General features: G+C 38.9%; 18 protein-coding genes and 1 pseudogene. 15 read left to right on the top strand and 4 right to left on the bottom strand.

Annotation, left to right across the window (positions count from 1 at the left end; genetic code table 11):
* Positions 1-85 precede the first annotated feature (85 nt).
* From AC012T_RS28010 to AC012T_RS27995, 4 genes and pseudogenes are all read left to right on the top strand, one after another.
* Positions 86-1,051, top strand: a complete 966-nt coding sequence (locus AC012T_RS28010) for a tyrosine-type recombinase/integrase (RefSeq protein ID WP_487067611.1) — start codon at positions 86-88, stop codon at positions 1,049-1,051.
* 563 nt (positions 1,052-1,614) lie between these two features.
* Positions 1,615-5,040 (top strand): RNA dependent RNA polymerase, encoded by a 3,426-nt coding sequence (locus tag AC012T_RS28005; protein ID WP_487067609.1) that lies wholly within the window; start codon positions 1,615-1,617, stop codon positions 5,038-5,040.
* Between the two features lie 118 nt (positions 5,041-5,158).
* A pseudogene (locus tag AC012T_RS28000) lies at positions 5,159-5,431 on the top strand (GNAT family N-acetyltransferase); the annotation flags it as partial.
* Complete coding sequence (locus AC012T_RS27995; RefSeq protein WP_487067607.1) at positions 5,431-5,964, top strand: hypothetical protein; 534 nt, start codon at positions 5,431-5,433, stop codon at positions 5,962-5,964. The pseudogene AC012T_RS28000 and the gene AC012T_RS27995, both read left to right, overlap by 1 nt.
* 163 nt (positions 5,965-6,127) lie before the next feature.
* Here AC012T_RS27995 and AC012T_RS27990 read toward each other — a convergent pair whose 3' ends face one another.
* A complete protein-coding gene (locus tag AC012T_RS27990; RefSeq protein ID WP_487067605.1) occupies positions 6,128-6,511 on the bottom strand; it encodes a hypothetical protein in 384 nt (127 codons plus the stop codon).
* Positions 6,508-7,050 carry a hypothetical protein gene (locus AC012T_RS27985; protein WP_487067603.1) on the bottom strand — a complete coding sequence of 181 codons (543 nt, stop codon included), beginning with the start codon at positions 7,048-7,050 and terminating at the stop codon, positions 6,508-6,510. The genes AC012T_RS27990 and AC012T_RS27985 overlap by 4 nt, the downstream gene beginning before the upstream one ends.
* A 628-nt stretch (positions 7,051-7,678) precedes the next feature.
* On the opposite strand from AC012T_RS27985, the gene AC012T_RS27980 reads away from it, so the two are divergent.
* The 9 genes from AC012T_RS27980 to AC012T_RS27940 all read left to right on the top strand — a co-directional run bounded on the left by AC012T_RS27980 (position 7,679) and on the right by AC012T_RS27940 (position 20,662).
* Positions 7,679-9,559, top strand: coding sequence for a hypothetical protein (locus AC012T_RS27980; protein WP_487067601.1), 1,881 nt, complete (start codon positions 7,679-7,681; stop codon positions 9,557-9,559).
* The gene (locus AC012T_RS27975; RefSeq protein ID WP_487067599.1) at positions 9,492-9,881 is read left to right on the top strand and encodes a hypothetical protein; all 390 of its coding nucleotides are present in this window, start codon (positions 9,492-9,494) and stop codon (positions 9,879-9,881) included. Before AC012T_RS27980 ends, AC012T_RS27975 begins: the two co-directional genes overlap by 68 nt.
* 183 nt (positions 9,882-10,064) lie before the next feature.
* Positions 10,065-10,688 carry a hypothetical protein gene (locus AC012T_RS27970; RefSeq protein ID WP_487067597.1) on the top strand — a complete coding sequence of 208 codons (624 nt, stop codon included), beginning with the start codon at positions 10,065-10,067 and terminating at the stop codon, positions 10,686-10,688.
* A 335-nt stretch (positions 10,689-11,023) separates the two neighbouring features.
* Entirely contained in the window at positions 11,024-14,194 is a 3,171-nt protein-coding gene (locus AC012T_RS27965; RefSeq protein ID WP_487067595.1) for a hypothetical protein, read from the top strand.
* A gap of 886 nt (positions 14,195-15,080) precedes the next feature.
* The gene (locus tag AC012T_RS27960; RefSeq protein ID WP_487067593.1) at positions 15,081-15,881 is read left to right on the top strand and encodes a hypothetical protein; all 801 of its coding nucleotides are present in this window, start codon (positions 15,081-15,083) and stop codon (positions 15,879-15,881) included.
* Positions 15,882-15,956: 75 nt separating this feature from the next.
* Complete coding sequence (locus AC012T_RS27955; RefSeq protein ID WP_487067591.1) at positions 15,957-17,072, top strand: hypothetical protein; 1,116 nt, start codon at positions 15,957-15,959, stop codon at positions 17,070-17,072.
* 163 nt (positions 17,073-17,235) lie between these two features.
* Complete coding sequence (locus tag AC012T_RS27950; protein ID WP_487067589.1) at positions 17,236-17,961, top strand: hypothetical protein; 726 nt, start codon at positions 17,236-17,238, stop codon at positions 17,959-17,961.
* Positions 17,962-18,031: 70 nt separating this feature from the next.
* Positions 18,032-19,693 carry a hypothetical protein gene (locus AC012T_RS27945; protein WP_487067587.1) on the top strand — a complete coding sequence of 554 codons (1,662 nt, stop codon included), beginning with the start codon at positions 18,032-18,034 and terminating at the stop codon, positions 19,691-19,693.
* A 252-nt stretch (positions 19,694-19,945) separates the two neighbouring features.
* On the top strand, positions 19,946-20,662 hold the full coding sequence (locus tag AC012T_RS27940; RefSeq protein ID WP_487067585.1) for a hypothetical protein: 717 nt from the start codon (positions 19,946-19,948) through the stop codon (positions 20,660-20,662).
* Between the two features lie 44 nt (positions 20,663-20,706).
* Here AC012T_RS27940 and AC012T_RS27935 read toward each other — a convergent pair whose 3' ends face one another.
* Both AC012T_RS27935 and AC012T_RS27930 read right to left on the bottom strand, forming a co-directional pair.
* Positions 20,707-21,390 carry a macro domain-containing protein gene (locus AC012T_RS27935; protein WP_487067583.1) on the bottom strand — a complete coding sequence of 228 codons (684 nt, stop codon included), beginning with the start codon at positions 21,388-21,390 and terminating at the stop codon, positions 20,707-20,709.
* A complete protein-coding gene (locus tag AC012T_RS27930; RefSeq protein ID WP_487067581.1) occupies positions 21,371-24,442 on the bottom strand; it encodes a DarT ssDNA thymidine ADP-ribosyltransferase family protein in 3,072 nt (1,023 codons plus the stop codon). The genes AC012T_RS27935 and AC012T_RS27930 overlap by 20 nt, the downstream gene beginning before the upstream one ends.
* Before the next feature lie 140 nt (positions 24,443-24,582).
* On the opposite strand from AC012T_RS27930, the gene AC012T_RS27925 reads away from it, so the two are divergent.
* Positions 24,583-25,539: a hypothetical protein gene (locus tag AC012T_RS27925; protein ID WP_487067579.1), complete on the top strand. Its 957-nt coding sequence runs from the start codon at positions 24,583-24,585 to the stop codon at positions 25,537-25,539.
* Between the two features lie 78 nt (positions 25,540-25,617).
* A complete protein-coding gene (locus tag AC012T_RS27920) occupies positions 25,618-26,016 on the top strand; it encodes a four helix bundle protein (RefSeq protein WP_168697606.1) in 399 nt (132 codons plus the stop codon).
* Positions 26,017-26,029 lie beyond the last annotated feature (13 nt).

Below are 26,029 nucleotides of genomic sequence, written 5' to 3'. Positions count from 1 at the left end.
GTGGGAGCAGGTGTCGGTGCGCGTCACTCAAACCCCCAGATAAATGATAAAGTAATTATCGAAAAGAGTCATTTTCGATAATTGTATGTTGCCGCCCCAAGAGTCAGATTCACTTGCCAAGGTCAACCCCTTCCAAATTGCCGCTGAACGCGATTTGTTGGCAGAATTGTTGGTGGGCAAGCGCAATAAAAGCACCCGTCATGAATACGCTAAAGATTTAAACAAGTTTTTCCTCTCTGTGTGCGGCCAGTTGCCAACACCAACTTTAGTGGGGCAATTTTTGCAGATGCACAGGTACTCGGCTGTAACTTTGGTTTTGCGGTATAAGGCGGAGTTGGTTGACTTTGGGTTGAAGGAAGCAACTGTTAACCGCCGGTTGGCGGCAATTAAGGCGTTGGTTAACTACGCCTATAAGGTGGGTATGTGTGACTGGACGTTAGCTGATATTAAGAGCGAGAAAATTCAACCTTACCGAGATACGACGGGAATTACTCCCGAAGCATTTAGAAAAATGCTTCAGGTGCCAAACCAGGAAACAATCAAAGGAAAACGGGATTATGCACTGCTGCGGCTGTTGTGGGCTAATGCTCTGCGACGGGAGGAAATTTCTCACTGTAATATTGAAGATTTGGATTTAGAAGTCCGGACTTTGAGTATCTTGGGCAAGGGCAAGGGTACTCAGAAGGAAAATATTGACTTGCATCCCAAGACTTGCAAGGCTCTCCAGGATTGGTTATGGGAGAGGAAGGAATTAGATATTAAGCAACCGTTGTTTATTTCCCTGCGACCTCACTACGGACATCGGCTGACAGGGGATGGAATTCGCAAGATTGTTGTCAAAATTGCTAGTGTGGCGGGGATATCCAAAGTTGTCAGCCCCCATAAAATTAGACACTCATCAGTGACAGCGGCGTTGGATGCTAGTAGTGGGGATGTCAGGAGTGTGCAGAAGTTGAGCCGCCATGCCAATCTGAATACTTTAATGATTTATGATGATAACCGCACTAAAGCCCAGGGGAAAATTACAGCTTTATTGGAGGATTTGGTTTGAATCTTTCGCTCGTATTTTGGTTTTTTGTAACCGTTCAGGGGGGGTAAAACATTCGCCCAAATGCTAATGTCCTTGAGTTGATGCAGGAGCGCAAGCTGATAAAATTATTAGTAATCCTAAATAATTAAATATCCAAAAGAGTTTAAAATTGCTGAATAAATTCATTGTGACTTTTCCCCTAAGAATAAAAATGTGCGATCGCAGAATGCCTGCCTTCGTCAATGTCCCTGATTCTGGATTTCCTCAAAAATTATGTCATTAATTCTGATACTGCATTGCTCTTTTACTAATTACGGGGTGCGGTTTTGTAACTTCTCTGAAGTATGGGAGCGATAATTGCGGTGAGCGATCGCTTTGAGGGTGTCATCTCCCAAAATCATCACTGCACTATCATTTACTTCCAGGGTTTCAAATCACAGATTTCTCGCCAACTTTAATGGTGGGTTTACTAGTGCTGTGTTGTACTAGCTATCGGTTCGCTCGTTTCCCACTTGCCAAGTTATCTTTTGACATCAGTAAATTATCCACTTGGATGATTTCACTGAGTGTAATTCCATGCCAGGATGAATATTAGAATCTCAAGCTTGCTAGATCAGCCATCTAATAGATTACTGGCAATGGATTTAACCACTAAAGTCATAGAAAGTTCTTGTCTGAGTATACCTATCTTTGATGGGTCGTACAACAACGGCAAGGGGAGATATTTATCTGAACCAGAAATCATCAAAAATTCGCTATTAGCACAAATATTTGAACCATCAGAATTGCCATCTCTCCTCCTGGTGAAAATTGACAGTAAAAATCCAGATGCCAACCATTTAAGACAAAGAACATTTACAGATGGCATTAAACGTAAATTAGCCTTTAGTTCAGGCGATAATTATTACTTTGCTGATGATGCACTGCGGAAAAAAATTAGACGGTTATTTGCTACAGAACCCGATACCGCTTGTCGTTATGGTTCATTATTAGTTAGTAATTGCTACAAAGGTTCAGAAACATTTACCAACTTACGAGTCAAAATCGTAGACTTTACAGACCCACAATATGCTGATTACAAAACCGGAGACTGTCACGGCAAGATTTCACCGCGACTAGCCAAACAACTGGGAGGAGAACGCAACTGTCCACTCCAATTTCGATTTGCATGGATGAAATGTTGGGCTGAAAGTGATTACTTGCAATCTCCAAAAACTAGCTTTTTAGCCAAAGGAACTTTTTTACCAGATGCTAAATTAACAGATGCTGAAGGTTACGATATTGTTATGGATTGTTCCTCAATTAAAGGCATCAAAAAATCTCAACTTCAAGATTTAATCCCTTGTGCTGAATATCAACTTCCCCAAGCAGTAATAGGTAATCGAGGTAATGCCAAAGCCACCAGTTATGATAATAGTTGGCAGTTTACCATCTGGTACTCAGAAGCAGCAGTTCAACAAGATTTAAGTCAACCAACTGAGAAAAAAGCTCAGGAATTGGCACAGTTACAAAGTAATCCCTTGACATTGGCAAAATACATCATTCAACAATATGATAAACAGCAATCCCAACAAGAACAAATAGAAGAAACTGTTAACGGAATAGATGATAATACTAACAATCAAGTACAGGAATCTCGCTGGATTTCCCTACTCCGCAGCGATAAATATGGTCAATTAATTGAAACACCCAAATTTCGCAAATTTGCTACTGATTATATAGCCAATCAATGGCGTGACCTAGCGATTAAAAGTGGATACAGCCATAATTCTGGTATGGCCATGCCATGTGACACTTTACCACGAGGGACAATTTGTGTCCCCCATCTACCAGAAGGAGATGTGATTCTCACCCGTTACCCTATTGTCAACTCAGACAATATTCGTCTTTACAATAACGTCCATGATCCAGAATTAAAGAAAACTCGCAACGTAGTTTGGATTCACCCCAAAGACGCTGAGGAATATCACCAAGCTGATTTTGACGGCGACCAATTAATGGTTAGTCCTGCTAATAAACTGCCCAATATTGCCAAAGAAACACTCCGTGCAGGTGAACCCGGACATTTTAAACCAGTTAAACAACGTCCTAAACTAGCATATACAGAAATTACAGATGAAGAAGGCAATTTAAAATACCGTGATTTATCGCAAATTGCCGCTGCCAGCAGTCAAAATAAAGTAGGATTGGTAGCAACAAACATTGGGCGTGTCCAGTCCTCAATGCCCCGTGAAGGTGAAAATAGCGAACGATTTATCAGACGACAAAGGAAGCTGCTAAATCGTCTTTTTCAGGCACTACAAGTAGAAGTAGATTCACCCAAAAGTGCTGAAAGATTGGAGGACATCAAAGAAATTGATGGTGTGAACTTATTAACAGATGCTAAAAAATGGTCAGAATCTCATCCCAGTTACTTTTTTGACTTTAAAAAAGATGAACGGCTTTATCGTTCTTTTGCCATGCCAGCAGATGCCCCAGGAGCCATAAATGTTATTGCTAGAGAAGTAGTAAATCCCTTGTGGGAACCAACACGGATTCGCAGTAGAGATAGACATGAAGTTCGTTATTTGTTTCCCAAAGAAACCTTATCTGTAGATGCCTTAGAATGGGCAGAAGAATTAAAAACTAGGTTTCAACAATCGAGAGATGAAATTAAAGAACTGGTGGGAGATGATAGGGAAGCATTTAATGAAGAGTTGGGCAAACTTTACGATAGTTATCGAGCCGAAATTGATGAATTATTCACCACTTCAGAGGATAGATTTGAGGGTGCAGCAGCACTGTGGCACACCCAACATACCCGTCCAGAATTAGACCGACATCGTAAGGAATGTTTACAGTTTGCAGCACAGATGGAAATTACGTTTTCCTTTGAGTATAATTATGAAATGCCTAGTGCAGCATTACCACAAGATACTTATGTTTTGACTGTTCCGTTTGGGAAAGATGCGATTAAGTGGAAGGAGTCTTTAGAACAAAAGGGAATTGAATTTGATGCTACTATTCATCCGCAATTACCTGTGATTGAATTTGCTTTTAAAGATTTATCACCTAAAGTAGCAGAAAAATTAGCGGCTAAATTTGGTGACAATATTCACGATTTAGATGAATTGAATATCCCCAAAGATTTGCGAATTATCCCTCCCGTAGATCATAGTTGGGCAACATCACGTCAGGATGCGGGTGTAGGGGCTTTGGCATATAATTTATTTACAGAGGAAGTATGTCAGCAGCTTCAGGATTTTCAGTTTGCAGAAATTAAAGTGTTGGGGATTAAATACAATGATTTTGCTGATGAGAATTTTGCCAGTAAGCAATGGAGAAAACGAAGTGTTACTCTAGAAGTAGGAGTTTTTGAATTACCAGAATCACACCCAGACTTTTATCGTTATAACGGGACACCAATATTACAAATTGATGGTCAGAATTTAGGAACTTTTGCACCTGATAGTCCAAAGTTGCCTGTGGGAACTACATTTGTAGCCACGTTAAAACCAGAAGGTTCTAGTATTATCCTCAAGGTTAATTCTGATTCGATAGAGTTGCCAGAGGTGACATTAACAGAATCAGAACCAATGTTAGATACTGCTGGGGAATTGCAAGCTATTCACCGGGAATTTTGGCGGCAGGAAATGTTTGATAATTTGGTAGAAGCAATTGGTATTACCTACGAACAGCGACAAGCCAATCAATCTGAAAGTAAGGAAATTGAGCAATTCAAAATTGGTGGACAGTGGACGGCTTATGTTCAGTCTAGTGGTGATTTTATTGTGCGGAATGAGAATAAGCGAACGATTTGTAGAGGGAATATTCACACGGGTGAGGAGATATTTCCACTTTCAGAAGCAGCCGCAAGTGAGTTAGAGGAGATGATTTTAGAGAGGGAGCGATTATCTGCAAATATATCCTTTGGGAAGTCGCTATACTCAACCCAGCCATCGCTAAATAATAAACAGAAAATATCAAATAATAGAAACCAGAGTCGAAGTCAGAATATAGAATTGAACTGATAAAGTTGGTGAAGGTTGTGCAGAAGCAGTAGTAAATCTTGTCTACTGCACGTAAGGATTCTCAACTATAGTAATTCCCATTCAAGTGAGGTACAAGCAGTAAGAATTGAACGCAGATAATGGAATTACTACAGCACCTTGGAATCGCCAGGATGTCCAACGCCCACCACGATATAAAGGTGTTGGAAGTGTATTTCTGGTATTTGTCCGAACCCGCAGTTTAGAGCTAGGTTATGAAGGTAGGATAGGTTTGCATTCTTTACCAGGAACGGAAAAATTCTACGATAATCAAGGAATGCTAGATTTAGGTCAGGATGAAGATTACGATGATTTAGTTTATTTTGAGTACGGTGTATGGCGCTCTTATAACAAAAGCAGTGAGGGTAAGTAATGAGTCAGCAAGAATCTAATTATATTCCGTTCACCCCTAACCAAGAATTAGCAAACCCGATGGATTTATTGCTGAACGAAGAATGGTTGAGAAAAAGTATCCAAGCTGAGGAAGAGGTAGGGAGTAATATTGGTGCTGGTTTAGATTGGCTTGGTGGTTTTGATCAACTCTTGCTTAATCCCGAATTGTTTTATCGTTTAAAAACTTTGCGGATTTCTTTGAATCGAGAAGTGCGTTTGTTGCTTAAAGATTGGAATTTAGGAACTGCTACTTCTATAGCATCTGCTACCGCCAGAGAGAAGTTGCTGGAAAGATTCAGGCTACCTACATCTACTGTTAAAGAACATATTCAAGCTGTGTTGCAGAGGGATGAACTTTTTGGAGAGGAGTTTATTTCTAATCATCAGGTATTGCGCGAACTGCTTGGGGTAATGTTGACTCAAGAAGATTGGGAAATTATTGCTTCAGTTGCAGCGGATGTGTTAAAGCAGCAAATTATCCAACAGGTTTTGGTTCAGAGAATTTCGGCATAGTGATACAGCAGACGACAAGTTAATGAAGTATAAACTGACAATAAAAACATAGCATACGTCAAGCTGTGATATCAAACTGATTTCACTTTTAAATTAGGCTGTATTAGTTTGACATTATCGCTGAGAATCAAAATAAAAGTGAGGTTTTTTATTCAAGCTAATTTTAGCTAATAATCTGAAGTTTAGCTTCATCAAATACCAAACCACGACGGGCAAAATATTTATGAATATTGATTTGCACAAATAAATCCTTGAGTTCTTCTGCGATTTCAGTTGGCGGATTTCCTGATAAAGCAACTGCAATTAAATGTTCTGCACTGTGAATTTCTCCACAGTCAATTGCTAGGGTTGCGGCACTACGATACAATATGGAACGGGTTGGTTCTGCTGCTAAATCATTTACTATTAATTCTGCTGCTAATCGTTCTTTTTCAAATGCTTGTCGGGATAATTGAGCAGCTAAATCCGAGTTATTTTTAAGTTTAGCAACTTGTGCCATTTCGGCTAAATCCATAGCCTGTTTATGTAACTCTTGAATCTGACTCATTTTTTGACTATGAACGCTAAAGGGTTACTAAATTCAACAACCACAATATAGGCTGGAAGTGTGCCATCTGTGGGGCTGACTTGCTCAAGCTTCTGTTTAATTCTAGCTTTTATTCGGCTGTCGTCGCCTTTACGGATGCCGGAAACTTCCAAGCGCACTGCGTTTTGGAATGGTAGTTCATTGTTATCACCTTTTTTACCTAACCAGTAATCAAATCCTGTTCCTCTGCGAGAACGTTCGATAACTGTATAGTCCGTAAGTTCTTGTATAATTAAGAAAGCGATTCCATAAGCTGCCTGTTCTGTAGTATATTCGCTATCGTTCCAACAGCGCAGCATTTGGTCTGTTACTTCTTGCCAATATAGTTTAAAGACAGCGGTAAACTCTCCTTTGATTGTGAGTTCTATACCCTGAATATAACCTTGATTGTTTAAACAAACAGCACAGGCTTCTGCTAGTGTTGCACCAAAAGCTGGAGTGATAGCAGGTAATCCCTTTTCAAGTTTAGTGATTACCAATTCTTTTGAGTTGGAATTCATTAATTAATATTTTAATCGTAATATCCTAAAGTAAAGTGCGATTGTTTCTTCTTTTAGTTTAGCTGTTTGAGTGGCAATTTTGGCTTTTATTTATGAGGAAAAATCTTTAGTAAGATTGCTAAACTTCTGATGTCCTGTCATATTAAACCCTGCCAACTAATTTCTTGAATATATTCTTCATATCTCTGATTTGTCAATTTTCATAACTCATAAAATTTGGCTCTTCGGTACTTGTTATGCTCCCATTATGAGTTTATTTACCCCACAACTCTTTATTTATAAGGTTTTTATGATTTTTGATGCCAAATTTACGTCAAATCAACCGATGAATTTATCTCAAATCCTTATATGGCAATGGTTTTATGATTTGTCCAAATAATTTAGCATAGTAAGTACGGAAGAACATAAAATTTTTTGCTTATACTGAGGGACTTATTTGACTGGCGTAACAATACCATTTTCTAAAGGCTACAACTACGCATTGACTCAGTGTGATGATAGCCTGTCGCTGAACTAGCAACTGTCAAAATTAGCCAGATGGACAAAAAATAAATAGCCAATAGGACTAGGACATCTTAAACAAAGTCCTGTTAGCTTAAGTGCTAAGGCAATCAGAGTTGAGTACATAATGGCTACCAAAACACTGACCAAACCGAAGCGCAAACAAAGCTCTCAAACTCGCTCTTGGGAAAACCTGACAGACCGCCGTAAACTCCGCCATATAGAAAACACACTCGATAAAGCCATTTCTGAGTCAATTCAGAACGATTCTATCCAGTCCCACGAAGACTTTAAAGACTGTGTAGAAAATTACAGCCAGGAATCAGGGAAAGCCCCCATAACCGTAGAACTCTGCGTAGGAGGAGACAATGACGACGAGATTAGAGGCTATCGCTTCTACCTCACCAGTGACCCTGGACACAGAACCAGTGGTAAATACCTGATTAAAAACTTAGAAGGAATAACCAACAAAGATGAAAACTACTTTACCCCTTCCAACATTGCCGAAATTTGCGGTTTTGCAGAAACAGAACTAGATGATTTAGATGATGAATTAGAAGATGACCTACTCGATTTAGAAGAGGAAAACGAAGAAATAGATGAAATTGACGACGAACTAGACGACCTGTTAAATGACGATTTTAACAATGAACTAGATGACCCAGACGACTTAGATGAAGAAGACGAATTACCTCAGGGTCGTGTTAGTGTAACCTCAAGTAAACCTCAAGCTAAAACTGTAACTAAACCCCAAAGTAAGTCCCAACCCAAAACATCAACTAAAACTCAAGATAAAACCCCAACCAATAAAACTGCTACCAAAAAATCCAAATCCCAAGAACCACTAGACGAAGCTTCACGTTTAAGTGCCACAGCAGCCACCAATGGACGAGAAGTGAACGGGGTAAATTTGGGAGGATTAGCTGGACAATTGGCAACTTTAGGAATTGCTGTCGGACAAGGAGTTTTAGAACAACTAGCAGCCGAAGCTGATGAAAAGCGGCTAGAACGAATTCTCAAACAACTACAAAGACAGAATGACCGAGTTGATAACCTCACCAGTCGCTTACAGGAAATCAAGCCTGACTCATCGGAATTTCAAGATTCTTCAAATTCTCAAACTTCTTCAAATTCTCAAACTTCTTCAAATTCTCAAACTTCTCCAAATTCTCAAACTTCTCCAAATTCTCAAACTTCTTCAAATTCTCAAACTTCTCCAAATTCTCGAACTTCTCCAAATTCTCGAACTTCTTCAAATTCCCCAAATTCTCAAGATTATCAAGTTGTATCTGAAGCATCCACAGCAGATAATCCAGTGGCTGTAGCTGCTATGAAAATCGGCTCCAAAGTAGATAAATTGGGTTCTCAATTAGATCCCAATAATCAGTCGCCACCTTTTGAGTTAGATCAAGATGCCAGCATTACAGAACAACTCCAGCAAATTGAAGATTACTTGCAAATTATATCCAAGCGACTCGACCGTTTAGAAAAGGTAGTTAGCCGCCTAGAGAAGCAGATGGCAGCACAACAAAACAGTTCTGTAATTGCATCAGAAACTGCTGAAGAAACTGTCCAATTTAACTCTACTAACCAACCAGAAAATGACGTTTTAGGACATCTAACAAAACGGCAAGCCCAACAACAACAAATTGCTTGTGCTAATGCTTTAGTGGGATTTGCTAATGTTGCTAGTGAATTATTTGACCAATCTCCTGAAAATATTCCTATTTCCAGTAACAAAACTTTAAAAGTGAAACAACAGGGTAAACAAACCGAGCAAACAGGGATATCTGCGGACGTAGCCATTGCTTTAGAAAATGCCCAAGGGGAAACACTTTTTGCGGGTACTTGCACTCAGGGACAGTGGGCGATAGTCCAAGATAATCTCAACGCTGATGAAAAGACTGGTATCTGCAAACTGCCACAGTCAAAAGAAGAATATGCCTCTCAAAGCCACCACCCAAGCATTAATTCAAAAGTTCCAAGCGCAACTGCCCCACAAATTTAACGGTGATGATAAACCAATATTTACCTGGGCTGAAAAAGGTAAAGCCAAGTACGACTTTGAAGTGGTGCAACTGCCTAATGACAAACAGACACAGCTACTGCAAGGATTTAACCCCAATCGTGACAATGAACTAGTGCTGGATGCCGTTTTAGTACCAGGAGAACCCCCGGAGATTAGGCAATGCAGTATCCCCTTGAGAGAAATGGAAGCATTACTAGACAATCAGCAATCAACTCGTTCTCAACAAGCTGATCAAGATACCGCCAAACAACAGAAGAAGCAAGCTAAAACCAAAGCTAACAAATCAGAAATGCAAGTTTAATTCAGCAGAATACATCCCTCAAAACAGAGGACAAGGGGCAAGGGAAGATAAAACCCCATACATGAATGTAGGTGTTGGAAACAAGGATGCATTATTTCTTGCGCTTCGAGTCTCAAAAGAAAAGTTTTTATTCTGAGCATAAAAGAATTGTTGAATCAGTTAAAGTTTACCGAGAAAAGAAAGATGAATCACCCAAAATCTCCCAATTCTCAGTTTAAATTGCTGCCACCTGCCCAAGTTGCTACTAACTGGAAAAACCAGAAAATCAACCGCACCGACTTAATTTTTATCTTTATAGCTCTGGCGATGGGAATTTATTTGTTGGCGACTAAACCCATATTTATGACTATCTTGGGATGTGCCAGCATTGTTTTCTTGAGTATTGCTTATTTAATCCGCACAGTACCAATTTTAGAACAGTATTTAGGCAGAAAAATTCGCTTTTGGCATCTCGTTACTGCCATTATCGTTGTCACCGCTTTACTCGATACCTTTGCAACTCCAGCCCATGCCATTTTTTTAAGTGGGTTAGAACAGTTTTTTGTCACTTTAGCCCAACAAAGTTCACAAGCAGGAGGTGGTACTAACACATTGGATGCCAACGTTGTTGGTTTAACATTTAACCTAATTAGAGGTGCATTCTTACTGCTGGTAGCCGCTGCTTCTTTATTTGCCTATAACCAAGCACAACAAGGTAATGATTGGCGGCCAATTGTGACTCAAGTTGGTTTAGCTTTTGCAATTGTCATTGCTATAGATGTAATCACTTTTATATTTATTGGCAATGGTACAGGAGGAGGTGTTTAAGGTACAGCAGCTAATTTTAAAAGTAAAAAGGCAGCATAAATTTATCTACAAAACCCTAAGCCAACGCAATTAAACATGATAACAATAGCTGCCTTTCTTAGTTCCACATTTCTCACAAGTCTAGCGAATATATTCTTCATAATCTTTACCTAAAATATCTTTCGGGCATTTTTGACAGGTTATTTTTTGATGTGGCTTGAAAAATAGGATCTATAGGAATCCGGTTTGGTTTCTGTCCGCGTAGCGTGGCGTAAGCCTTGAATGGAACAATTGTCAATTATCAATTATCAATTGATTACACCTGTATCTGTGTTAATTGAAAATTATCATCAGTTATGGAAAACAATCCACGTAACGAATTTATCAAAGTTAACCGAATTTTAGGTAAACAAGCCAGCATCGGACCAATACCAGCAGAACAACTTGTTCCTTGGATTGCCATCATCATAGTTGCTTACATCATTACTAATGGGTTACTCAGCTTAGGCATGGGTTGGTTTTTCGCCACATCATTCTGGCTCATTGTCAGTTGGTGGATTTTAACCGGCAACCAACCTCATCAATTCCTAGATAGATGGCGTAAACCACCCGGAAACGAATGGTATAACGCCAACAATATCTACATCTCACCAATACCAGAAAACCGTCCTCCTTGGGTACGTCATCGCTACAGTGATTCACAAATAAACATCAGATTTAAACCCCTAATAGTGCCAAATCAGTATGGAGGTAAAAGTAGATTTATGCCCTTTCAAAATGAAGTTAATATCTGTTGTATTGCAGAAATCAAAAAGGATGACCGACAAGTTGCCGCCCTATTATTAGAACAAGGAAAATCGCAATATCAACTAGTATTTGGTTTTCATATTGCTGGACTGCACAACATCTTACATGAAAGTGAAGTTAGTGAATTTGCTCATGCCATTGCAGAGGGGATGAAAGATTTACCAATTGGAGAACGCATCACTTTTTGTACAGGCTGCTACAGTGATGATACCCAACGCCAAACCCAACTCAATACATTAGCCGATGATTGTCACCTCAAACCCATATCGGTTCTCATTCGTAATGAACAACTCCGAATAGAAGAATTGAAAAATGCAGGTACACGCCAACAGTGGCAGCAAATAGCCTTTTGTACCTGGACAAGTGATCAACAAGGTAGTTCCCAGCAAAAAGATTTTGTCGGTGCTGTGATTGAAAAATGCCGTAATTTCGGCTCTTGGGTAGTAGAATCAATCACAGGCAATAAACGAATATACCAAGAAACATTCTTCAAAAAGCTATTATTGCAAGGCTTTCAACAAGGATTTATTCAATGGGAAGTGTTACTAAATACTAAAATTGGCTTAGAAGTCACACCTTGTAGCGCAGGTGATTTATGGCAATGGTTGTGGAATAGATTTAACGAAGGTGTTGCACCTGCCATTCCCCAAGTTATCACCCTAGAAGAAACCGCCACAGGACTACAACTCACAGAAACTGTAACCACAGACAAACACATTTGTACCTTACTAATTGAAGGTACACAAGGGCGCTCTGCAAGTCCTGAACATCGCTCAGATCATGATCGAGTTTATCTCACAGGCAAAGGTAAAGTCTGCGGTGTGATGACAATGACAGATCCGCCACTGGGTTGGACAAATACCCAAGAACAACTCAAATGGGTGTGGAAAATACTGTCTTCCAGCTATGTCCATGATACAGAAGCATGGGTGGAAATCAGTCGTGGTAATGACTTTTTCATTCAAGACAATTTAGCCCGTCAAGCAAAGCAATCTAAAGCCGCCCGCACCGTAGCAATAACTAAAGGACAGGGGCGTGATATTGGTGCAGAAATTAAGCAAGAAGAATCGTTTGAAGCACAACGGCGGTTGTACGAAGGTACAAAAGCTCTACATTGTGCGCCAGTCTTTTTAGTGTATCGTCATAGTGCCGAGGAATTAACTCATGCTTGCAATCTACTGGCTAACAGTTTTGAAACCGCCAAGGTACTGAGAGAACGCAATATTGCTTGGGAAATATGGTTACAAACTTTACCTATCACCTGCAAACGCTTATTACATGATGGTAATTTGAGTGAACGCCGATTAACACTTGATACCCAGACAATTGCTGGATTGATGCCTCTGACGATTCCCAAAGATATTGATCAGCAAGGTGTAGAGTTTTTGACTAGTCGTGGTGGTAAACCCATTTACGTAGATTTATTTCATCAACAAATTGGACGGGCTTTAATTACAGGTACTTCTGGTTCAGGAAAGAGTGTTTTAGGGTGGCGATTTGCAGAAGAAGCCTTAGTGAACAATATTCCCGTGGTCGGTATGGATATCTCAGCAGGTGGTAATAGCACTTTTAAAACAACGATTGAATTACTGGGTGAACAGGGTGCATATTATGACATTGCTAGTGGCAGTAGTAATCTGCTAGAACCGCCGGACTTACGTAGGTTTGAGAAACCAGAACGGGAACGACGAATGGAATCTTGGAAGGATTTTATTCGTAAAGCATTAGTGGCTATTGCAATGGGTAAAGTCGAAAATCCCCATTTAGCCCAAAGAGTTGATGCAATGCTAGTCAAGGCTTTGGATGTGTTTCTCAAAGACGCAGATATGATTGCTCGCTATAACCGCGCTTTTGAGATGGGTTGGTTGTCAGCAGAATGGCAAGAAATCCCCACGTTGCCGGATTTTGTGAAGTTCTGCACCAGAGAACGCCTTAATCTGCGTTCATTTGAAGAAATTGACCGACAAGCACTGAACCAAATCCAAAATCAGGTGAGTGCATTACTGGCATCGAGGTTGGGGAAAGCGATCGCACGTCCGAGTACATTTTCTCCTGAACCAGCGATTAAATTCTTTGCCCTGAGTGGATTAACTAACGAACAAGATGCGTATTTGATGGCGATTAATGCTCATACTGCTTGCATCCGTAACGCTTTATCCCATCCCAAAAGTTTGTTTATTGGTGATGAGCTTTCAGTGCTTTTACGTAAAGATGGTTTTGCACAAGTGATAGGAGAAACTTGTGCTACAGGACGCAAGGAAGGTATTGCTGTATTGCTGCTATCTCAAGACCCAGACACCATCTGTGAGTGTTCAACAGGTTCTCAAATCATGCAAAATATGACTTACCGAATCACTGGACGGATTACCAGTACTGGAGTTACTTCTTTTCAACGTTATCTGGGTTATCCTGCCCATATCATTAGCCAGAATGCAACTGAGGCATTTTTGCCCCGGATTAGTGACCTTTATTCTTGCTGGTTGGTAGAAACAGGGGGTAGATTTTGGCGTACTCGTTTTTACCCTGGTGAAATGATGTTGGCTAGTGTTGCTAATAACCAAGATGAACGAGAAGCCAGGTCACGGGTAATGGCACAGTATCCAAATACCCCTAAAAGTAGACTGTTAGGACTTAGAGCCTTTGCGAATGCGTATATTTCAGCTTTAAAGGAAAACAAAGGTTTTCAACATATTGGACAGGATGTAAGTAGGTGGGCATGAATATTTATCGTTAGGGCAAGGCAGGAGGCAGAAGGCAGGAGGGAAGAGGGTTTGGGGCAACTTTATTTTTAGTTACATCAATACTATAGCCAAAGAAAGAGCCTTGACCATTCTTGGCAAAACTGGCAAAAATAAGCATACATAAGCGTTTCGATAAAAAGGTGGTTTGGAATCTGAAACCCTTATCCTGCTTTCAATACATTAAAAAAACCTAGAGGGAAACCTTAAAGGAATTATTAGGACTGATTGTTTTTGCCAAGCCTCAGATAAATGGGAGTTAATGGTTAAAGCGTCATCATCTCACCCTCGTAAATTGGCTACAGTATTGTTACATACTTCGGTTTCTTTACGCCTTTCTACTTATCTACTGTGCAACCTAATCAATTTCATTCTCAATCTAACTCTGATGAACAGGCTGAAAATCGACCTTTAATTGCTAGTTAACAAAGTCGTTTTCCTTCCTTGCCTCAAATTTTCGCTCTCCACAACTTGAGCTTGCTAATTTTAAACTTTGGATTGAGATCGTTGGGTACTTCTACTCCAGAAGTAAGCTTACATGATCAGCAACTTATCATTTTACTTCTGACCTGCTTTTCTCGCAAGTCCCGCGAAGGCATTCCCCATAATTCTTACCCAAAATATGTTTCCGACATTTTTAACACATTATTTTTTTGATGTAGTGTGAAATGCAGAATCTATATTTTATAAGGCTTTGAGAATTGTGGTGATAAATCCCTGATGACTCCTAAATTCTTACGTTTTTACACTATTTGTCCGTAAGTCCTCGATGAGAAAGAAATGTTGTAAATCTGTTGTTTTGAAGATGAAGCAATAAGATTTTGATTCACATCCTTGAAATTTAATTGTAGCTGAAGGAAGTTTGATTATGAAATTCAAATTCTTTTCGATTAAATTCATCAGCATGATGTTATTTTTGAGTATTAGCTCGATCAATAAACCAGCCTTAGCTAATACTCAAGCTAACAATACAGCAAACAGCAATCAAGTTAACGGGAGCAATATTTTTGTAGAGAATACTGAAAATCAAATTAATGATTTTCTAGGAGATGTAAACAACTTTGTCCAACAAGACTTGTTCAATCCCATAACCAATTTGATTAATTCGACAATTGGCGCATTCCAAATTCCCGATATTTCTAAATTGTGGAATCAGATTTTGGGAGGTTCAGCTAGTAAAAGCCCTGGCTCTATATTATCGGAAATCTTGGAAAATAAAACCAATGGTCAAAGTTCTTACGGTATTCGACAGGATATCGGCAAGGATACTACTAGAAATGTTGTAACTGAAATTGCTAATCAAGCAACTTTAGGAGATACAGCCCAAACTCAAATGGCTCAAATTAAGGAAGCTAATCGACAAGACACTCAAGCAATTGTCAATTTAGGAGAAGAGTCCCAAGCCTTGGATGTTACCCAGCAAATTTTACAAAACTTGTCTCAACAAACAGCACTCAATAGTCAAATCAATGAACGAATATTTCAAGAAGCACAGCAAGCAAGAATTGACCGTGCCTTAAACAACGCTTTGATTACTCAAACTGCTAAAGAACTAGCAGCTATTAACACTGCTGACCGACGTAAAAGCATAGCTGCTGGTAATGCCATGACTCAACAAGCTGGATTACTAATGATGCCTGGTGGTGTCACTTTAGGTGACGAAAAGTGAATTTCAATTTCTAAACTGTCATTTACTGTTGCCAAAAGTTTGCGTCATTTTTAGTTTTCAAAGCTGGTAATTAATATGATATACCTAATTGCTCAATCACTTCCAGCTACTGGTGGAGAATCTCAAGCTTTAGATATTGTCTCCAGTGCCTTAGAACTATCTCGTGCCACCGTTGAATCTTGGAATTTAGTTTGGCAAGTTACCCTAGATCCCTCATCTAGTTTATGGTACGGTTTAATTCGTTTGGGTATCACTTTGGGAGCAGCTAGTATCTTATTTGTGGCACTAACAACAGGCAAAGAAATTATTGAAAAACAATCTTGGTCAGAATTAGCAGCTATCTTTGTTTGGCCACTTGTAATTATGATGTTTCTTGGTAGTAATGGTAATTTCCTAGCTAAAACTATTTTTTTTATCCGAGGCTTTGCTTATAGCCAAGTACAAAATATCCTGGAAATTCAAGTTAGTGAATTAACTTTCAAGTCGGCGATTACTAATGTTACTATTAGTAGTATTGCTAGACAACAATTAGAAAATCTTTATAGTGAATGTCAGGGACAAGTTGGAGAAGAGTTAATTGAATGCTGGGATTCAAAACGAGAACAAGCAGAAGCTATTATTACCGCAGCTGAAGAGAAAGCCGAATCTCCACTTCAACCACTCAAAGATTTTGCTCAATTCCTTTGGTCTAGGACATTGCCTGGTCAAATTGGTACTACTATTCAATTTGTCAATGACCCAGGTAGTGTATTTCGAGATACGGCTATTCCCATTATTCGCTTAATTCTCTATGCTCTGCAATGGGGATTTGTCAACATTTTAGAAGCAGCATTATTACTAACTGCTTTATTTGCACCTATTGCTGTTGGTTTATCACTTTTACCATTGCAAGGTCGTCCTATTTGGGCATGGTTAACTGGGTTTATTTCTCTATTTGGTGTCCAACTGGGATACAACATTTTAGTAGGTCTAACAGCCGTTGTCTTGGTCAAATCAGGTGCAGCATTAGCATCTGATGTCGCATTCATGTTTTTCCTAAGTATCTTTGCACCAATTCTAGCCGTGTTAATAGCGGGAGGTGGGGGAACGGCGATTTATAACGGTATTTCTGCCAACGTCAAAGGCTTAGTTGATATCTTTAGTAGTGCTATTGGTACTGCAACTAGCGTTGCTTTGCTCCGCAGGGGGTGATTCTAATGAGTTGAAAACATCCATAATTGAGTTGATTTCAATTTAGGATTTACACAGAATTAACGTATTTTCTTCATGACCGAAAAATTTTAGGTTTTGGATTTTAGATTTTGGATTGGGAATTTTCGGTACAAACCCCGCACACCCTTTCATTAGTCTAGCTATGGAAATCAAACGAATTCAAGCGCCGCTGCTGCCAGAATCGAAAAATTTATTAGCCCTATGTTTTTTATGCTTGACAGCATTTAATGGGCTAATTCTATTATTAACATTGTTCACTGCTTTCAAAATTAATAAAATTGCTGAACGCAAAACAACCTTTGCTCAGTTGGTAAACGGTGAAACAATTTACGTTTCTGAGCAAGAGCGCAACTGGCGCTATGCAGCAGTTATTCAAAAGGTAGTTAATGACTGGACAATTCTAACATTTAACTGGGACGACAAACTCACTGGTACTAATCAATCGGATCAAGGTATTCAAGTTGGTAAAAATGGGCGTATCCCTACTAATACTTGGTTTGCTTCCCTGCTGCTAGAACCAAAATTCGCTCAAGCTTCTTTACCGAAGATTGCTGAATTAGTTCCGACCGGGGTTTTCACAGGACAGCTTCGCAGTACAACTATTATTTCCTATCTTTCAGAACCAAGAGCAGTACGACTAGGGGAATGGGAAATAGACATGGTTGCTACCCGCATTTTAGTTGACCGCACTACTGGCAGAGATGAGCGTATTCCTTTTAACCGCACATTTACTGTCCAAGCAGTGGAAATTCCCCATTCTCCATTAGGAAAAAATGCTCCGCTGGTAGAGCAGAAAATTTATGAAATGCGTTCGTCTGGGTTGCAAATTATCAGAATGGTTGAGTTTAATCCTCAGCAACGACGTTAAGTGATTACTTAAACGTGGGTTCCCTTCTGCCTCCTGAATTGACCTCTTAATCAAGGAAAAAGCTAAAATTATGAACGATACCAATCAAAATCACGAAGTTAATTCCCTCAATGGAAATTCGGCTAATTATTCCTTAGAATCTCATAATAATAACGGTAATCATCGTTCTACCCAAACCGCTGTAGATGAGGAAAATATCAGTCCTGAAGAGGAGCAAATGCTGGCAGGCCATAACCCTACTGCAAATCAACTTATCTCTCAAGAATATCGCTTGAAACAAGATCAAGAAGCAGCAGTAGAGCGACCATTAGCAGAAAAACCTGGTGTCCGTCTAGTATCAGTAGTCACTTTGGTAGGAATAGTTATTGCCTCTGGTTCAACGCTCTGGTTTGGATTTCTGCAACCGAAACCTCCTGCTAAACAAGCGGCGAAAACGAATGATCCTTCTCCCAGCAGTACCCGTAGTGAACCAGTTTTAGATGAGTCTGCTGAACTTAAAAGCCGATTGGCTTTTCAAGACCAACAACAACAACTCAACGTCAAACCAGTTCCTACTATATCTCCCAGTCCAGCATCACCAGCATCACCAGCATCACCAGCATCACCAGCTAAACCACAGCCATCACCACAAGTTCGTGCAGTGCGACAGACTGTTGCACCGCGCACTACTGCTGTTAGAGTTGCTGAACCTGCACCCAGAGTGATGCGGTATTCTTCCCCAGCTTCTGTAAATTCGCCTGTGAGTCATACAGTCCCACGAACAATTCAACAACCAGTACAACAAGCTGAAAATGATGTTGATCCTTTACAGCAATGGAAGCAATTAGCTAGTCTCGGACAGTCACAAATTAGCAACTCAACTCTGTCAACTCAGGAAAAACCGATAGCATCAACAGCAAGTAATCAAACTCTCAAAACTTTAAAACCCACTACACCCCCTCCTCAAGAGACTGAACTGCAAACAGTTTTAGTTGGTTCTAAAAGTGTTGATAGTCAAACTGAATTAACTCCAGGTATGATGGGTATCCTCAATCATACCCCTGTAAATTTAGTTAATCCTAATGTAAGCAGCAATAAGGATGTAGCACTGGGTACATCTGTGCGAGGTCAAGTGATTATGCCAATGATATGGGACGAGGGGGGTAATAATCCTCATGACCGCTTTGCTGTGGAGTTAACCGAATCTCTTAAAGCCACAGATGGTACAGAGGCACTTCCGGCTGGTACTGTTGTTGTTGCTAAAACTATAGCCGTAGGTAAAAAGAATAATTTAGTGTCTGCTAGTGCGATCGCTCTAGTTTATCCTGACTCCCAAGGTACAGTTAAACAGGAAACAATACCAGCTAGTACGCTATTAATTCGTGGTAACAACAAGCGACCATTGATTGCTCAAAAGCTCAATGATGTGGGGTCAGAAATTGCTCAACAAGATTTATTGGTGGGATTACTCAGTAGTTTGGGAAAAGTAGGTAGCATCGTCAATCAACCCCGGACTCAATCTAGCACTGTTGTTTCCAATGGCACGTTTAATCAAAATAGTGTTTCTAGCACCGCTGACCCGCAAATTTGGGCGGCTGCGTTGGAGGGATTTTTTAGTCCAGTCAGCGATCGCCTGTCGAGACGGTCTGACCAAGCAGTGCAGGAATTACTACAACGTCCTAATATTCAATTTTTACCTGAAGGTACGGAAGTCTCAGTTGTTGTCAATAATTTTTTGAAAGTTGCCCGGTAAGTAGTAAGACAAAATTAATTACACAAATTTTGACCTAAAACTTTTATCCAGCCTGAAATCTAATGTGTAAGTATTTCTGTCCGATTACTTCAACTAATTGCACCCACAAAAGTGTGAGTTTCCCGCATACCAGGTAAGTACCTGAGCAAAATTGATTGCAGATTTTTTTAAAACAGAAATCTCTGTATTCTTCTCCTGTTAAGAGTTCCCTCTCCTCAATATGAAATTTATTTTGCACGAGTACTTATTTTTATGAAACAATTTACTACTTTTATCATCACTACTAGCGCATTATTGCTGGGGATTACAGCACCTATTGTCCAGGCACAAACTCCTGCTTATCGCTTCATTGACAGAGATATAGCTGCAAAAACAAGAATTCAGGTTCAAGTTACACCAGGACTGGCTACACCTATCAGCTTTAGTCAAACCAACGAAGCGATCGCCTACATTCTAGTAGCAGATCCTTCACGACTGGTCTACACCACAGATACAGATTTAAAAAGCGGACAAGCTACAACTATCTTTTTAAGAGCAATCCAACCTCTAAAGTTTCCAGGGTCTACCACTACTGCTATCACTAATTTACTTGTTCAAACTGTAGATTCTCAAGGACAAAAGCGACTCTACAATTTTGATATCATTCCCCAGCGCAAAAAACCTGGGTATGTTGGTATTCAAATTGCTAATGCAATTCCTGGACAGCAAAAATTATTAATAGATGAAAATCGTCAAGTTACAGTTGATGATATTGAAACTGGGCTAAAAATTGCCATTAAACGTGGTTACACTCACAGAAATGACCCTATTGTTCCTAAAGTCCGACAACTTTTAGCTTTGTTACGCACTAATAAAGTTACTATTTCCGAAGCAGCTAAATCTGTTGATGTGCCACTAGAAGTAATTTTAGAATTAGGGAAAATGGCAATTAATCAACGCTATTGCCAAAAGCTTATTCCTGGTTGTTAACTTCAATGTAAAATCAATCAAATCTCCCTTGTAGAAATTTATTGCTAAGTTTTAGGTAAGATAGTTGGGTGAAAATTTGGAAGTAGGAGTAAAGTTTTTTGTACTGTAGTAATCCCTATTCCTTCCGTTGATAAAAATTTAGATAAATTACATATACTCTCATCTAGCATTGCTTGCTTAACTCGTTTAATGTATGTTTTACCTAAACCAGTTAATTCTACAATTTCTCTTTCCGATAGTGATGAAAAAGTAATTTTTAGGTTACTAAAGATATCATCAGGTGCATTAGGCTCGTACATATATATCTCGATAGGCAATTCACATTGACTCAAATACTTATTCATAATTTCTAAAGATTCGTTTTGGTGAATTCCTCCGTTTTGTGTACCAAGCAGCGGAAACGCAATGGAAGTTATCTCTTTTTCTCTATAGGTATTAACAAATTTTTGTAAGCCCAATTCTAGAAACTCTAATTTTGATGGTTTCTTCCAGTGATGTTTGGTTGGGAAATTCAAAACCCAACGATGGTCATCTTTATACAGCCACAACTTGCCAATTTCCATCGAGCTTTGCTTACAAATATCCACATAACGTGCATACATTTCTGGATATCTCAAGCGAAACTCTAATGCAATACCTGCACCCATTACCCCGACACAGTTAACGGTGTTTACCAGTGTTTGACAATTTGAGGTAAATAAATTGCCTTTAATAATTTTGAGGCTCATTTGTATAAATTAACCATTCCTGACCGTTTTCTTGAAACCTGACACTCATAGGAGTATTAGGTTTATATTGTAACCGGAGATGACGAGATGAACTAATATTCATAGATTCTCCAAGGTTAATTCTTGAAATGTCTCTGAACGGTGAAATAATTTCTCTATTAAATGGAGGATCTTCTGTAAAACTTAGAATTAATTCCCCATTAATATTTCCATATTTATCGTAGTTATCAATTTGGACATCAATAAAATTTCCCTTATCCTTGATTGATACATAAGGATTATCATGATAAAATAAACTACCCTCACCAACTATTTCCCGTTCTTTAAATACTCGACTAGCATATTGTGAGTTTGTACCGATGAGGTTTAACAAAGTTTCTTTATCCTGAGTTGTTCGACAAATAATACTTATATCTTCTAAATTCAACTCAGTAAAATCGAGGTAATTATGAATGATAAATTCTTGTTGAGATGCTCTCAAAAAAGTCTCTTTACCCACTTCCAGTGTAGAGTAGACATGAGCAAAATCAAAACATTGCTCTAAAAAAGTTGTACTGTTACCATAATGAGAGCCTGAAGCTGCAAGATTGCCACTACTAATACCACATTTGCTGCCCTGTGTTTCTAGAATTCGCTTCAGGTTGAAACAGAAGAAAATGGGGACTGGACAAAGAGCATAAATGTTTCCTCTCCGTTTGCCCAATCCCTCATTGTGCCATTGAGTTGGAGTTTTTGGACGTAGATAGAACCGGGCGAAATTTTTCACATCATCACTGGTGCGAGCTATTAGAGTTGCACCTGCTGAATCATTGAAATTTCGACAAAGATTCCTTGCTAGTAATTTCTCATTTGTGAGAATTGAAACAGCATTTTCAATATGGGTAAAGTGGTATATATATCCTTTCCAAGAGGAATACTGATTATTAAGTCCTGCTTGTAGCTTAAGTGTAAATTCTTCTAATTCTTCTGGCGTTCTATTTAAAGAAAAATCATTTCTTGTACAATTAGTATGGATTTCAAACAAAGGATCATAATCTTTTGTTTCTAGTTCATTTTCAGGAATTTCATTGATATTTATCGGTGGTAAACTTTCTCCTCTTTCAATGATAATTAGTACCATAAGCTCAAGTATGTCTATTATCCGTTGATCATGGGCAAACCAATAAAGCTGCCGATTAGTATATAAACTAGATGCTATTTCTTCTCGTTGCTCTCCTTGCAAGAGGTAGATATATACTGCTTTCCGTTGCTCTTCAGTTGTTGCTTCTAGCGCCCATCTAATAATTTCGTCTTTAGAAATACTATCTCTTCTTGAACGACAAGCATAGAATAAATCTAAAGCAGTATCTTTATACTCAGGGTGAAGAATGCGGCTATCTGGTGCAAAATCAACTAACAATTTTTCTTCAATAACAGGGGAATTACTGATTAATAATTGCTGGCATGGTAAATAACTACCAGATTGAGATATGAAGTGAACTGTCTCTAAAAACCTCTGAAATTCAGTGAGTTCAGAAGCTACGCTAAAGGTATTAAAAAAATCTTTAGAAATGAGACCACCAATATATCTAGCAGAGGATACTCCCACTCTTGGTTGACTATTTCCTATTTCATTTTTTAAGATATCAAGTAATCGTAAGTCACTGATAGTATAACGTTGTTTAATAAAATCTTCCCCTAATAGTTTCTTAACTTCTTCCCATTTCTCACGGGCAATCAGGTTATCCTGATACTTTTCCTGAAAACCAGCCCAGTTAGCAACTTGTAAAAAAGTGTTTTGTTCTGAGAGTTTACCTGTTACTTTGTAGTTAATATTATCAAGTGAGATAAGTTGACGGTGACGACCATATAAACCACTAGGTAAAGATTGACAACGAGTGATGAGATAACCCATAGTGCGATTATCACCTGCTAACATACAACGGATAATATCAATTCCTTCACTGGGGTCTTTTTGCTGCCAACGAACTGCTAACACCTCCCATAAGAAGTTCCAAAACTCATATTTATCAACATTTGTAAAACCAAAAACTTCTATCAACCCCTGCCAATTATCTTCACTAGCACGGAAAAGATGGTCAAGAACTTCTCCTAAATTTTTTCCTATATTTTGTGCTAACTCACGATTACGAACTGAAGATTTTACTAAACTTTCTCGTCCTGTCGTAATGTCAAAGTCAGCATTTAATACAAAATCTAGAAATAGTTTTTCTCTTGTCGGTGCTGTCACCCAAAAAGTTGAAATATTTTTAGGTAAAGCATTATAAAGGCGACCGTTTTGCTCAATAATACCTAAAACCAAAGTAGCCGTTGTTTCGCCGCTGCTTTTTAGGCATAGTAGTGTCGAATCTTGAGTATCATCGGTAGTTTTATATTTACCTGTTTCGACTCCTGAAATATTCAAAACAGCAGCAGGATGCCAAGATAAACTAATTTTTTTATGGTGATGATCAACAAAAGTACAAGTTTTGATGGCTTTGGAAAAAATTAACAGAATATAGGCTACAGATTGAAAGTCCTGAAGTACCTTTTTCCAAGTTACATCCTCTTCAAGAGTTAATTCCACTATTGTGGCATCGGCTAAACCAGTATAGCTTTTGAAATCGCCTCTAAGTTCACTAGCTTTCTGCGGATTTAATCGTGATGGTATAAGTCCACCTTCAACGGTAAAACCTAAATTTTTACTGAGTACGTAAGGTCTTCTAGAAGCAAGGTAGACACTCTTAAATCCTAAACCAAATTTACCTGTTACCCCCTCTCCTTTATCAGAAATATTGAAAGTCAACATCTTCTCTAAGTCACGATCAAATCCTTTATCACGATATTGCTTTTCCGGGTATTCAGGATGTTGAAAGCAACCAATTGGTCTACCTGCATGAATAAATTGAATTTTATTGTCATCAAATTTGATAATAAATTCTTTTCTTCTTTTATCTAACTGTCCTTGTGATGACATTCCTCTCCACTCAATTACTGCATCATCGGCATTTTGAAATAACTCAAAGGGAATACTTTGGCATCGGTAGCCATGTAAATTTATCTTATCTCTCACAGATGCTAATAATTGCTCTCTTACCTGCTCACTTTCTGAAGATTCAGCTTCTAGTAAATTTGAGAGTTGAGAAATAAGATCCTCAATTTTTTGATCAATATTCTCTACAGACCGATTTTCCTGCTTTTGTTTCTGAAGCGGTGTTTAAATCTTTATTTGATAAGAGTACAGACGCGCAACAGTTGTCATTATTAGATTTATTAGATGAGGGAGAATCAGCCGTTGAACAGGTGCATAAACAATGGGATAAGGCTGTAGAACGGGAAAAAACCAGCCGGACTCGCTTTGCACAAAAGGCAATTAAACCAACGGAAGTAGAACAGGAATTGATGGAATCTGATCAAATTCTCGGTAGTGAAGAGGATGTATTCAGGTTTGTGAATAATGCTTGTGCAAAGTTAAATTGTGCCTTGATTGAGAAAAAACAAGGATGGTTATTACCGTCAATTCCTGTTTTTTTACAACCCACTTTAGGGAATGAAAAACGGTTAATTACTTTTACCACACCTGTACCGTTTGGGGTGGAATATGTGGGACGGAATCATCCTTTGGTGGAGGGTTTAGCGCGTCATATTATCGAAGAAGCTTTGGTTAATTCCCCAGAACCTTTGGCGGCTAGGTGCGGGTTTACTACTACGGATACTGTAACTAAACGGACAACTTTATTGTTGTTAAGATTGCGACATTTGTTGACACAAAAAGTTAGTAGTCGGGCTTTAGCTCAAGGTGGGGATACGCTCAAGCGTAATCATGAATTGTTAGGAGAAGAATGTGCGGTAGTGGGGTTTACCGGACCGCCCTCAAATCCGATATGGTTAGCACCAGAAGAAGCAAAAGCATTGTTAGAACAAGCTAACCCGGTGGCTGATGCTCCTGCGGGGCTGAAAAAACAGGAGGTAGAAGAGTTGTTGAATCGTTTAGATGAGTTGCAAACAGATTTAGAACTATTTGCCAAAGAGCGATCGCACTCCTTATCCCAATCCCATCAGCGTGTACGGGCAATTACTCAGGAGGGCAAGGTTCAGGTAATACCACAATTACCGATGGATTTATTGGGTGTGTACATCTTGCAACCGGGGGTAATTCGTAATTCGTAATTCGTAATTCGTAATTTGGAATTTGGAATTTGGAATTTGGAATTTGGAATTTGGAATTTAAGAAAGAAGCAAGGGAGGATGTTAAAGGTGACAAACACAAATGCAAATGTAAATGTCAAAAGCAACAATCATATCACAATTACAGATAGGACAAAACAATTTGCAATTAGGATAATTAAAGCTTGTTGCTTTCTTGATGAAAAACCAGGAATTTATCGGACACTTTCTAAACAGTTATTGCGTTCTGGTACTTCTGTAGGCGCAAATGTTAGAGAAGCTCAATCTGCTCAATCTGATAAAGACTTCATTCATAAATTAGAAATAGCCCTGAAAGAAGCCAGAGAAACTCAATACTGGTTAGAAATTTTGATAGAATCAGAATTAGTAGATAAACCAAAATTTACCTTACTTCTCCAAGAAGCTAACGAAATTGGAAAAATCTTAGTCGCTTCTACCAAAAAACTTAAAGACAAATAATTACGAATTACGA

The sequence above is a fragment of the Anabaena sp. EIM26 genome, assembly GCF_057568715.1.
Note: the sequence above shows the minus strand (reverse complement) of the source record. Positions and strands in the feature narration are given on the sequence as shown.

What these genes read in the sequence shown, in the direction of transcription:
- AC012T_RS27985 (WP_487067603.1), bottom strand. Translation starts at nt 7,050, where the DNA reads ATGAATTCCAACTCAAAAGAATTGGTAATCACTAAACTTGAAAAGGGA.
- AC012T_RS27950 (WP_487067589.1), top strand. Translation starts at nt 17,236, where the DNA reads ATGGAAATCAAACGAATTCAAGCGCCGCTGCTGCCAGAATCGAAAAAT.
- AC012T_RS27940 (WP_487067585.1), top strand. Translation starts at nt 19,946, where the DNA reads ATGAAACAATTTACTACTTTTATCATCACTACTAGCGCATTATTGCTG.
- AC012T_RS27975 (WP_487067599.1), top strand. Translation starts at nt 9,492, where the DNA reads ATGCCTCTCAAAGCCACCACCCAAGCATTAATTCAAAAGTTCCAAGCG.
- AC012T_RS28010 (WP_487067611.1), top strand. Translation starts at nt 86, where the DNA reads ATGTTGCCGCCCCAAGAGTCAGATTCACTTGCCAAGGTCAACCCCTTC.
- AC012T_RS27960 (WP_487067593.1), top strand. Translation starts at nt 15,081, where the DNA reads ATGAAATTCAAATTCTTTTCGATTAAATTCATCAGCATGATGTTATTT.
- AC012T_RS27920 (WP_168697606.1), top strand. Translation starts at nt 25,618, where the DNA reads ATGTTAAAGGTGACAAACACAAATGCAAATGTAAATGTCAAAAGCAAC.
- AC012T_RS27965 (WP_487067595.1), top strand. Translation starts at nt 11,024, where the DNA reads ATGGAAAACAATCCACGTAACGAATTTATCAAAGTTAACCGAATTTTA.
- AC012T_RS27955 (WP_487067591.1), top strand. Translation starts at nt 15,957, where the DNA reads ATGATATACCTAATTGCTCAATCACTTCCAGCTACTGGTGGAGAATCT.
- AC012T_RS27990 (WP_487067605.1), bottom strand. Translation starts at nt 6,511, where the DNA reads ATGAGTCAGATTCAAGAGTTACATAAACAGGCTATGGATTTAGCCGAA.
- AC012T_RS27995 (WP_487067607.1), top strand. Translation starts at nt 5,431, where the DNA reads ATGAGTCAGCAAGAATCTAATTATATTCCGTTCACCCCTAACCAAGAA.
- AC012T_RS27970 (WP_487067597.1), top strand. Translation starts at nt 10,065, where the DNA reads ATGAATCACCCAAAATCTCCCAATTCTCAGTTTAAATTGCTGCCACCT.
- AC012T_RS28005 (WP_487067609.1), top strand. Translation starts at nt 1,615, where the DNA reads ATGAATATTAGAATCTCAAGCTTGCTAGATCAGCCATCTAATAGATTA.
- AC012T_RS27945 (WP_487067587.1), top strand. Translation starts at nt 18,032, where the DNA reads ATGAACGATACCAATCAAAATCACGAAGTTAATTCCCTCAATGGAAAT.
- AC012T_RS27980 (WP_487067601.1), top strand. Translation starts at nt 7,679, where the DNA reads ATGGCTACCAAAACACTGACCAAACCGAAGCGCAAACAAAGCTCTCAA.
- AC012T_RS27935 (WP_487067583.1), bottom strand. Translation starts at nt 21,390, where the DNA reads ATGAGCCTCAAAATTATTAAAGGCAATTTATTTACCTCAAATTGTCAA.